This window comes from Microbacterium sp. KRD172 (genome assembly GCF_017168295.1).
Classification (GTDB): Bacteria; Actinomycetota; Actinomycetes; order Actinomycetales; family Microbacteriaceae; genus Microbacterium; species Microbacterium profundi.
The window spans coordinates 924893-935185 of sequence record NZ_JABFAS010000002.1 but is presented as its reverse complement, the minus strand read 5'-3'; the positions used below and the strand labels follow the sequence as shown (position 1 = coordinate 935185).

General features: G+C 66.4%; 9 protein-coding genes and 1 tRNA gene. All 10 read right to left on the bottom strand.

Features of this window, described 5'->3' with window-relative positions; all coding sequences use genetic code 11:
• Nucleotides 1-650 precede the first annotated feature (650 nt).
• A complete protein-coding gene (rplA, locus tag J1M43_RS04795) occupies nucleotides 651-1340 on the bottom strand; it encodes a 50S ribosomal protein L1 (RefSeq protein ID WP_188435684.1) in 690 nt (229 codons plus the stop codon).
• An 8-nt stretch (nucleotides 1341-1348) separates the two neighbouring features.
• The gene (rplK, locus tag J1M43_RS04790; RefSeq protein ID WP_033106100.1) at nucleotides 1349-1780 is read right to left on the bottom strand and encodes a 50S ribosomal protein L11; all 432 of its coding nucleotides are present in this window, start codon (nucleotides 1778-1780) and stop codon (nucleotides 1349-1351) included.
• A 193-nt stretch (nucleotides 1781-1973) separates the two neighbouring features.
• Nucleotides 1974-3002 (bottom strand): transcription termination/antitermination protein NusG, encoded by a 1029-nt coding sequence (nusG, locus tag J1M43_RS04785; protein ID WP_033106099.1) that lies wholly within the window; start codon nucleotides 3000-3002, stop codon nucleotides 1974-1976.
• 45 nt (nucleotides 3003-3047) lie between these two features.
• Nucleotides 3048-3311, bottom strand: coding sequence for a preprotein translocase subunit SecE (gene secE, locus J1M43_RS04780; protein WP_033106098.1), 264 nt, complete (start codon nucleotides 3309-3311; stop codon nucleotides 3048-3050).
• Nucleotides 3312-3351: 40 nt separating this feature from the next.
• Nucleotides 3352-3424: transfer RNA gene (locus J1M43_RS04775), tRNA-Trp, on the bottom strand.
• A 144-nt stretch (nucleotides 3425-3568) separates the two neighbouring features.
• Nucleotides 3569-5293 carry a ubiquinone-dependent pyruvate dehydrogenase gene (gene poxB / locus J1M43_RS04770; protein WP_033106097.1) on the bottom strand — a complete coding sequence of 575 codons (1725 nt, stop codon included), beginning with the start codon at nucleotides 5291-5293 and terminating at the stop codon, nucleotides 3569-3571.
• 79 nt (nucleotides 5294-5372) lie between these two features.
• Nucleotides 5373-6797 (bottom strand): GntP family transporter, encoded by a 1425-nt coding sequence (locus tag J1M43_RS04765; protein WP_033106096.1) that lies wholly within the window; start codon nucleotides 6795-6797, stop codon nucleotides 5373-5375.
• A gap of 66 nt (nucleotides 6798-6863) precedes the next feature.
• On the bottom strand, nucleotides 6864-7754 hold the full coding sequence (locus tag J1M43_RS04760) for an NAD(P)-dependent oxidoreductase (protein WP_033106095.1): 891 nt from the start codon (nucleotides 7752-7754) through the stop codon (nucleotides 6864-6866).
• A gap of 12 nt (nucleotides 7755-7766) precedes the next feature.
• A complete protein-coding gene (locus J1M43_RS04755; protein WP_033106094.1) occupies nucleotides 7767-9170 on the bottom strand; it encodes a four-carbon acid sugar kinase family protein in 1404 nt (467 codons plus the stop codon).
• A 112-nt stretch (nucleotides 9171-9282) separates the two neighbouring features.
• Nucleotides 9283-9990: a FadR/GntR family transcriptional regulator gene (locus tag J1M43_RS04750; protein WP_033106093.1), complete on the bottom strand. Its 708-nt coding sequence runs from the start codon at nucleotides 9988-9990 to the stop codon at nucleotides 9283-9285.
• Between the last annotated feature and the right edge of the window lie 303 nt (nucleotides 9991-10293).

The window sequence follows — 10293 nt, the reverse complement described above, 5'->3', positions numbered from 1 at the left end:
CCTGAGCCAGGATCAAACTCTCCGTAAAAGAAAAAAACCACAACCACCGGAATAAGGTGAATCGCAGCGAGTTTGAACTGACCAAAGAAATGAATCAAACTGACTTCATTAAAAATGCCAACCCCCGAAAGGGCTGGTCTTTGATCCAAAGGAATTCTCAACCACCAACCCGAAGGTCAATGGACGAGGATAATTTGGCATTTGACAAGTGCACGCTGTTGAGTTCTCAAGGATCGGACGCTCCCCCGACCCAACCATCACAGTCAGGCCCGAAGGGCAACTTCTCAATCTTACCCGCTTCGCGGTGCCTGTCAAACCGGCGCTTCCGGACCTGAGATCCGGTGCGCAGCCGATGACTGCGATCCACGAGGTGGGACTCTCCATCCTAGACGCAAGCGCCCGCACTCTCAAGTGAGAGAAGGATTTCGGGGAGTTGTTCTTTCCGCTTGAGGGGGGTGAGGCCTTCCGGCCTTTCCGCTTCCCTGTGGGGCGAACAAGTAATAACTTACGCGGGATCCGGGCATGCGGCAAATCCTGCCCGTCCCCCGGGCGTGTCCGGGGGACGGGCTACGGTTTTCCGCGCGCCGGCGCCCCAGATACGTACGACGAAGGGCCCCTGTCGCGACGACAGAGGCCCTTCGTTGTCATGCTCAGATGGCGTTGACGTCCAGCGGGATGCCAGGACCGAACGTCGTCGACACCGCACCCTTCTGGATGTAGCGGCCCTTTGCGCTCGACGGCTTGAGGCGGACGATCTCCTCGAGGGCAGCGCCGATGTTCTCGTCGAGCTGCTCAGCGGTGAACGATGCCTTGCCGACGACGAAATGCACGTTGGCGTGCTTGTCGACGCGGAACTCGATCTTTCCGCCCTTGATCTCCTCGACGGCCTTGGCCGTGTTCGGGGTCACCGTGCCGGTCTTCGGGTTCGGCATCAGGCCACGGGGGCCGAGCACCTTGCCGAGTCGACCGACCTGTCCCATGAGCTCGGGGGTCGAGACAGCCGAGTCGAAGTCGGTCCAGCCTGCGGCGACCTTCTCGATGAGCTCGGCGCCGCCGACCTCATCTGCACCTGCGGCGATCGCTGCCTCGGCCGCGGGGCCGGTGGCGAACACGATGACGCGGGCGGTCTTACCGGTACCGTGCGGGAGGATGACAGTGCCGCGCACCATCTGGTCCGCCTTGCGCGGGTCGACGGCGAGCTTCAGCGCGACCTCGACGGTCGAGTCGAACTTCGCCGAGCCGGTCTCCTTCGCGAGAGCGACAGCCTCGGTGGGAGTGTAGAAACGGTCTGCCTCGATCTTCGCGACGGCAGCGTTGTAAGCCTTGGACTTAGTCATGATTGTGCTCCTCAGCCCTCGACCGTGATGCCCATGGAACGGGCGGTGCCCGCGATGATCGAGATCGCGGCCTCAACGTCATTCGCGTTCAAGTCGGCCTGCTTGGTCTCGGCGATCTGGCGGACCTGGTCCTTGGTGATCTTCGCGACCTTGACCGTGTGCGGCGTGGACGAGCCCTTGGCAACGCCGGCTGCCTTCTTGATGAGCTCCGCGGCAGGCGGGGTCTTCAGGATGAACGTGAAGCTGCGGTCCTCGTAGACGGTGATCTCCACCGGGATGACGTTGCCGCGCTGCGACTCGGTCGCGGCGTTGTACGCCTTGCAGAACTCCATGATGTTCACGCCGTGCTGACCCAGCGCGGGGCCGATCGGCGGAGCCGGGTTGGCGGCGCCGGCGTTGATCTGGAGTTTGATCAGGCCGGTCACCTTCTTCTTCGGTGCCATTTCATTTCCTCTCATCGAACGGATGCCGAAGCATCCGATCTCCCACGAACCCGGCATCTCCGGGCTGTGGTGTGTTCGCGCGCGCCGGCCCTTCGACAGGCTCAGGGACCGCAGCACAAACCACGCAAGTCTACCGCATGCAGAACGCCCCGCCGGCCGGAGCCGAACGGGGCGTTCGTGAAGCAGTCTCGTGTCAGTTCATCTTCGTGACCTGGTCGAACGACAACTCGACCGGGGTCTCGCGCTCGAAGAGGGAGACGAGCACCGTGAGCTTGCCGCTCTCAGGCTTGATCTCGCTGATCGAACCAGGAAGGCCGGCGAACGAGCCCTCCTTGATCGTGATGGTCTCGCCCACCTCGAAGTCGACCTCGGCGGGAATCGAGCGGGCGACAGCCACGCCGCCCTTCGACTGGACGTTCTTCGCGGTCGGGAGATCCTTGACCTCGACGAGCGCCTTCAGCATGTTGAAGGCCTCTTCGAAACGCAGAGGTGTCGGGTTGTGGGCGTTGCCCACGAAACCCGTGACGCCGGGAGTGTGGCGCACGACCGACCAGGTGTCTTCGTTGAGCTCCATGCGCACGAGCACGTAACCGGGGATCCGGACGCGCGTGACCATCTTGCGCTGGCCGTTCTTGATCTCGACGACGTCCTCCATCGGGACCTCGATCTGATAGATGTCGTCCTCGACCTCGAGCGTCGACTTGCGCTGCTCGATGTTGGCCTTCACCTTGCGCTCGAAACCGGCGTAGGAGTGGATGACGTACCACTTGCCCGGCATCATGCGCAGATCCATGCGGAAGGCCTCGTACGGGTCTTCTTCCGCGTCGTCGTCGGCCTCGTCGGTGACGGCGTCCTCATCGCCGTTCACGTCGGGGCCGTCGTAAGGGGTGACCTCGTCAGCGGAAGCCGCCTCGAGATCTGCGGCCTCTTCGGCCGCTCCGTCGTTGAGGACCTCAGCGGCAGCTTCGGATTCTGCCGCTTCGTCCAGGTTGAGAGCGTCGTTCACGATCGCGTCCGCCTCCGGGTCGTCGATGTCGATGTCTTCCGTGCCTTCGTCGTTCGAGTCATCCGCGTCGCCCTCGATGTGCAGGGCGACATGCTCGGCAGCCGAAGCCGACTTCTCTTCGGCGGAGAGCACGTTGCCCTCCTGCGCCTCGTCGTCCTCACTGGACTGCTCTGCAGCTGTCGCCCAGTCGGCGTCGTCGGAATATCGTTCAGACACGTTGTTTCTTTCCATTCATTGCGGCCGGGGCCGCGAGGGCGACGCTTACTGCGGCACCCCGAAGACCTGAGCCGTCAGCCACGAGAAGGCGGTGTCCAGGCCGTAGACCAGAGTCATCATGATCGCCACGAAGACCAGCACGACGCCGGTGAACTTGAACAGTTCCTTGCGCGTGGGCGTGACGACCTTGCGAAGCTCGCCGATGACCTGACGGAAGAACAGCGCGATCCGGCCGAAGAAGCCGAGCTTCTTCACACTGGCTGCGCCGCCTGCCGCGACGACATCGCCGCGCGGTTCGTCCTGATCCATCCTGAATGTACCTTTCGTGTGTCAGCGTTGCGCTGACGCGCAGGGCGGACAGGAATCGAACCTGCAACCTGCGGTTTTGGAGACCGCTGCTCTGCCAATTGAGCTACCGCCCTAGAGACCGTGAGGCCCCTGGATCCGCATCCCATCCGCACCCGCGGGCATGGAAAAAGAATGCAGACAACTGCCTCTCCAGTGTAGGGCATGCTGTCCGCCCCGGCGAACAGCGGCCCTCCGACAGGCTCAGGGGCCGCACGTCGTCAGAACAGCTGCCGCCAGTTCGCCCTGGCGAGATCGAGCAGTTCATCGCCTCTGCCCGACATGACGGTGCGGATCGCGTAGAGGGCGAAGCCCTTGACCTGCTCGGCGGTGATCGCCGGCGGCATGGACAGCTCCTGGCGCTCTGTGACGACGTCGAGCAGCGCCGGCCCGTCATGAGCGAGAACCTCGCGCACGGCATCCGGGAGATCCTCGCTGCGCTCCACGCGCCGCGCGAAGATGCCGAGAGCCTCGGCGACGGCCGCGAAGTTCGGGTTCTCCAGGTCGGTCGCGTATGTGACGAAGCCTGCCGCCTTCATCTCGAGTTCCACGAAGTTGAGCGAGGAGTTGTTCACCACGATCGTCTTCACCGGCAAGCGGTTCTGCGTGAGCGTGATGAGCTCGCCCAGCATCATCGCAAGGCCCCCGTCCCCCGCCAGCGCGACCACCTGCCGCGCCGGCTGCGCGGTCTGCGCACCGATGCCGTGCATGAGCGCGTTCGCCATCGAGCCGTGGGTGAACGAGCCGATCAGGCGGCGTCTGCCGTTCATGGTGAGATAACGCGCCGCCCACACCGTCGGCGAGCCGACATCGGCCGTGAAGATCGCGTCTTCGCTCGCCGCCTCGTCGAGGAGCCTGGCGAGATACTGCGGGTGGATCGGCTTCTTGCCCTTCGTGGGAACGGCCAGCTCGTCGAGCTTCGCCCGCGTCTTCCGATAGTGCGCGACGGCGTCGTCGAGATGCGAGCGATCCGACTTCTCGGCGATCCGCGGGAGCAGGGCCTCTGCCGTGTCCTTGACGTCGCCGACGAGACCCAGGTCGAGTGGATGCCGTCTGCCGAGCTGCGAGCCGCGGATGTCGACCTGGATCGTGGTCGCGTCCTCCGGGTAGAACTGGGCATATGGGAAATCCGAACCCAGCACCAGCAGCGTGTCCGCGGATTCCATCGCCCGATAGCCGGAGGCGAAGCCGAGCAGCCCGGTCATGCCGACGTCGAACGGGTTGTCGTACTCGATGTGCTCCTTGCCGCGGAGGGCATGCACAATGGGTGCGCCGAGGCGGTCGGCGAGAGCGACGACCTCGTCATGCGCTCCCTCGACGCCGGCACCGGCGAGGATCGTCACGCGCCGCGCCGCGTTCAGCAGCTCTGCGGCCTTCTCGAGCTCGCTCGGGTTCGGAACGATCACCGGGTGGGCGCGCTCGATGACGACGGCACGATCGACGGCGACGTCGGCGAGCGCGACTTCGCCAGGGATCACGACCACCGCGACCCCGCGCTTCTCGATGGCCTCGCGCATCGCGATCTCGAGGATGCGGGGCATCTGCACGGGGTCGGCCACGTACTCGACGTAGACGCTGCACTCGCGGAACAGCTCCTGCGGGTGCGTCTCCTGGAAGTACCCCGTGCCGATCTCGCTGGTCGGGATATGCGCCGCGACAGCCAGGACGGGAACGCGGGAGCGGTTGGCGTCGAACAGGCCGTTGATCAGGTGCAGGTTGCCCGGACCGCAGGAGCCGGCGACGACGGCGAGGTCGCCGGTGATCGCCGCGTCGGCGGCAGCGGCGAAGGCCGCGGATTCCTCATGGCGCACGTGCAGCCAGCGGATCGTGCCGTCTTTGCGCAGCGCATCGGTGAACCCGTTGAGCGAATCCCCCGGAATGCCGTAGACGCGATCGATGCCGTTGGCTCGAAGCGTGCGGACCATGTTCTCAGCGACGGTGACCATGCCCCGAGGCTACCCGCTCATCGAAGGGCGAGAGCCCCCGGCGTCTCCCAGAAGGTGGATGCCGAGGGCTCTCGCGGGATCAGCTGATCGGGATCGCCGCGTACAGGATCCAGGTGAGGAGGAACCCGGCCACGCCGAGGACCGTGGTCAGCGGCGTCCAGGTACGAAGGCCATCCTTCACCGAGAGGCCGAGGTAGCGGGTGACGACCCAGAACCCGGAATCGTTGACGTGGCTGAGCCCGAGGGCGCCGTAGCCGATCGCGACCGCGACGAGGGCGATGTGGATCGTGTCGAGGCCGAGCACCGCGACCGAGGGCAGCAGCAGCCCCGCCGTGGTCGTGATCGCCACGGTGGCCGATCCCTGCGCGGCGCGCATGATCAGCGAGATGAGGAACGCGGCGAGCAGCAGCGGCATGCCGGATCCCGCGAGCACCTCGGCGACGGCGCCGCCGATGCCGGTCTCGGTCAGGATCTTGCCGAACGCGCCACCGGCACCCGTGACGAGGATGATGACGGCTGCGGCGGGCAGGGCAGACTCCATGACCTCACCGAGCTTTGCAGCCGACCATCCGCGGCGCACGCCGAGGAAGAACATCGCGGCGGCGATCGCGACCATGAGCGCGAAGATCGGCTGACCGATCATCGACAGGAAGCTGTTCCAGAAGCTGCCTGCCTCGAACGTCGGGGCCACGGCGGTGCCGAGCATGATGAGGACGAGCGGCAGCAGGATCAGGCCGAGCACCGTGAAGGCGCTCGGCGCCTTCTCGCCGTCGCGAAGGCCTGCGTTCGCGGAGGGCTGGTCGTCACCGAAGTTCTCGAACATCTCCTTCGTCGCCTCGATCATCGCGAACTCGCGACGGTTGATCAGCTTGCCCACCCAGAACGACAGGGCCGCGAGCGGGATCGACACCAGCAGCGCGAAGATCGTGACCCAGCCGATGTCGGCGCCGAGGATCGTCGCACCGCCGACGATACCGGGGTGCGGCGGGACGGCGACGTGCACCGCGAGCATGATGCCTGCGACGGGGAGCCCGAACTTGATCGGGTTGAGGCCGGCGACCTTCGAGAACGCGAAGATGATCGGCACGAGGATGATGAAGCCGGCATCGAAGAACACCGGGATCGCGAGGATGGCCGCCGCGATCACCAGGGCGATGCCGACCCGCTTCGGGCCGAGCCACTTGGTGAACTTCCCGGCGAGAGAATCCGCACCGCCGGAGAGCTCGATGATCTTGCCGAGCATCGAGCCGAGGGCGACGAGCACCGCGACGGAACCGAGGGTTCCGCCGACACCGGCGATGATCGCCTGGATGATGCCGAGTCGTTCGACGGTGCCGTCATCCGCCGTGATGTTCGTCATCGGGAGGCCGGCTGCGAGGCCGACGACGATCGAGACGAGGATCAGGGCGTAGAAGGCCTGCATCTTGAAGCGGATGATCAGCAGGAGCAGCAGGGCGAGGCCTGCGATTCCGATCGCGATCAAGGCGGGAAGAGGGAGCGTCACTGGATCTCTTCTTTCAGTGTTCGGGCGCGCTCATGCGCACCGAGTGGGGGTCGGTCTGGGATCGGGTCAGGAGCGTCGTTCAGGTGCGATCACGCGGATCACCGCGGAGTCGTCGTGCGCGCCGAGGCCCTGGGCCTCGCCGAGCAGGAACAGCTGCTCCGCTGCGTTCGCGACCGGAGTCGAGAGGTGGGCGGCACGGGCCGCGTCGCCGACGATGCCCAGGTCCTTGACGAAGATGTCGAGGCGGCTGAGCACCTCGGCGCCGTCCTCGTCGTAGGCCTGCAGGGCACGAGGTCCGCGGTTGCCGAGCATGAACGAGTTGGCAGCGCCCGCCGTGAGCGCTTCGAGCGTCTTCTCACGGTCGAGGCCGAGGGCGTCTGCGAGTGCCAGTGCCTCTGCAGCGGCGGCGATGTGCACGCCGCACAGCAGCTGGTTGACGGTCTTCAGTGCCTGGCCGTCGCCGGGCTTGTCGCCCACGATCGACAACGTGGAGGCGAGCTGTTCGAGCACGGGCCGTGCGATCTCCAGCGCCGTCGCGGTCGCGCCGACGACGATCAGCAGATCGCCCTCGCCGGCGCGCACCGGCCCTCCGGACAACGGCGCGTCGACCAGTTGGGCGCCGTGCTCGGCGAGCCTGGCGGCGATGTCGGCGATGCCGTCGGTACCCACCGTGCTGGTGAGGATGACGACCGCGCCGTCTGCCAGGTGCGACGCGAGGCCGGTCTTGCCGAACAGCAGCCCGTTCAGCTGCTCCCCGGTGCGCACGGCCACGAGTACGGCCTGGGCATCGGCGACGGCATCCGCGGCGGAATCCGCCGGCGTGACGCCCTTCTCAGCGGCCAGTGCGATGCGCTCTGCGGCGATGTCGAAGCCGCGCACCTCGAAGCGCTCGGCGAGGCGGGTGGCCATCGGGAGGCCCATGGCTCCCAGACCGATGACGGCGACGGTGGAGGTCATCTTCTCTTCCTTTCAGTTGGCGTCGGCGAGCGTCGAGACGACGCGTGCCAGCGAATCCGTGTCGCCGACGTTGCCGGCGAAGACGATGTAGGGGATGCCGACCGCGGGGCCGGTCTCCGGCTGCCACAGTGAGACGATGCCGGGGAGCATCGGGCCGAGCACAGTGGCGCGGCTGATCTCGAGCGCTTCGCTCGCAACATCACTCGAGGTGATGCCGCCCTTCGCGATCACGAACCGCGGTGGCGCGATCGCGAGAACGCGGCGCACCAGCTCGACGACTCCGCTGGAGACCTTCCGGGCGATGTCGAGGCTCTCGTCGCCGTCGGCGCCCGTGACGAGCTCCCGCGTGGTGTGCACGATGACCGTGCCGGTCGCGAGCGCGTCGGCGACGGCATCCGCCTGAGCGTCGAGGTGGGCATCGCGGCGCTGGTCGATCAGCTGACGCACGTCGAGTTCGATCGTGACGGTGTCGGGTCGCTGCCGTCGCAGTTCGGCGAGCTGCTCGGTGGTGAGCGGCACGTGGCTGCCGACGACGACGAGTCCGCCGCGGTCGTAGGCGAACGGGATGTCCTCGGCGACGACGGGCTCGGCGATGTCCTGCCCGATGTGCGCGCGCACGTAGGGCGGGCCCACACGCAGCAGCACTTCACGATCGCGCATGCGGTGCAGCGCCAGCGCGACGACTCGCATGTCGGTCTCTTCGACGACGTCGACCACGACGACCGAGCCTGCGGGCACGTCGCGGAGGAAGGACACCACGCGATCGACGCCAGAGCGGATGACGTCGATCGTGAGGGCGGCCACCTGATCGGCGGCGATGCGGCCCTCGGTCTTCTCGGCGACCCACTTCCGCAGGTCCGACGAGGCGAATCCGAACGTGGCGTCCTGTGCGAACGGAGTCTCTCCGACCGGCGTCGCTTCGCCGTCGGTGACCCAGTAGTGCACGGAGTCCACAGTGATACGACCGGCATCAGGGAAGGCGGGGACGATCAGGACGAGGTCGGGGGCCATACCTCCGTGCGCGACGATCTCCTGCATGAGGACGTCGGTCTCGAGCGGGAAGTGGCCGCGGAGGGTCGAGTCGCTCCGCGAGACGAACGTCACACGACGGCCGGCCTCGGATGCTGCGGCCAGGGCGACAGCGACGATCTCGCGGTTGCGCGCGGCGGCGGTCTCCTCATCGAGCGATCGGGTGTTCGTCAGCACGTAGACAGCCGGAGCTCCGGTGGAGAATGCGCCGGCGAGGTCCTCGTGCTCCCAGCGGGTGAGCACCGGGAGGCCGGAGACCGACTGCGTTCCGGTGGGATCGTCGTCCAGGACGACGAGCACCCCCTGCGGGTCCAGCGCCGCGCGGACTTCGACCGCCGCGACCTCGAAGGGCTCCGGCAGAGGGGCGAGAAGCGCGTCGACGTGCATGGGAACTCCTTCGTTCAGAGGTTCTGCTGCGGATCTGCGCGATGTTCCGCACGTTATCCGATATCAGATAACGAGCGTACGCCTCGTTCGCTCATCCACAAAATCGCGACTTCTACTCGCCCAGCACGTATTGCAGCAGGTCGTCGCGCGTCTGGCGCATGTGACTGGCCATGGCCTCGCGCGCGGCATCCGCAGAACGCGTGCGCATCGCCTCGAGCACCGCCGCATGCTCGGCGATCGCGTGCTCGCGGATGTCGCGCACCGAACTCGTCTCGGTGCGCGAGTCCTGCAGCATCGTCGTGAGCGGGCGCACGGATGCGACGAGGATACGATTGTCCGCCGCAGCGAAGATCACATCGTGGAATGCGAGGTCGGCTTCCACGAAGCCTGGAACATCGCCGTTGTCGTGCGCCGCGCGCATCAGCGCGAGCATCGACTCGAGCTGCGCGATGTGCTCATCGGTGCACCGAGGGGCGGCGAGCTCGGCAGCCCCGGTCTCGAACATGACGCGCATGTCGATCAGGTCGAGTGACGAACGCCTGCGCGCTCCTCCGCTGCGCGCGAACTGCACGACCGCTTCGAGCCCGGTCCACTCGTCGACGGGCGCGACACGGTGGCGACTGCCCGGCACGGCGACGATGACACCCTGCGCCTGCAGCAGCCGCACGCCCTCGCGCAGGGTGAGCCTCGAGACGCCGAGCAGCGCGGCGAGATCGGCCTCCGCAGGAAGGGTCTCCCCCGCGACGAGCCGCCCGGCGATGATCTCGTCGAGCAGCCCGTTCACGACCGACTGCGTGCGTGACACTCGTTCGACCTTCATGCATCCACGCTACTGCGGTTCGATCCCTGAGCCTGTCGATCCCTGAGCCTGTCGAAGGGTCTTCTGCACCGACGCTTCGACAGGCTCAGCGAGCGAGAAGGGTCTTCTGCACCGACGCTTCGACAGGCTCAGCGAGCGAGAAGGGTCTTCTGCGCCGACGCTTCGACAGGCTCAGCGAGCGAGAAGGGTCCTCTGCGCCGACGCTTCGACAGGCTCAGCGAGCGAGAAGGGTCTTCTGCACCGACGCTTCGACAGGCTCAGCGAGCGAGAAGGGTCCTCTGCGCCGACGCTTCGACAGGCTCA

What these genes read in the sequence shown, in the direction of transcription:
- rplK (WP_033106100.1), bottom strand. Translation starts at nt 1,780, where the DNA reads ATGGCACCGAAGAAGAAGGTGACCGGCCTGATCAAACTCCAGATCAAC.
- secE (WP_033106098.1), bottom strand. Translation starts at nt 3,311, where the DNA reads ATGGATCAGGACGAACCGCGCGGCGATGTCGTCGCGGCAGGCGGCGCA.
- poxB (WP_033106097.1), bottom strand. Translation starts at nt 5,293, where the DNA reads ATGGTCACCGTCGCTGAGAACATGGTCCGCACGCTTCGAGCCAACGGC.
- J1M43_RS04760 (WP_033106095.1), bottom strand. Translation starts at nt 7,754, where the DNA reads ATGACCTCCACCGTCGCCGTCATCGGTCTGGGAGCCATGGGCCTCCCG.
- J1M43_RS04755 (WP_033106094.1), bottom strand. Translation starts at nt 9,170, where the DNA reads ATGCACGTCGACGCGCTTCTCGCCCCTCTGCCGGAGCCCTTCGAGGTC.
- J1M43_RS04750 (WP_033106093.1), bottom strand. Translation starts at nt 9,990, where the DNA reads ATGAAGGTCGAACGAGTGTCACGCACGCAGTCGGTCGTGAACGGGCTG.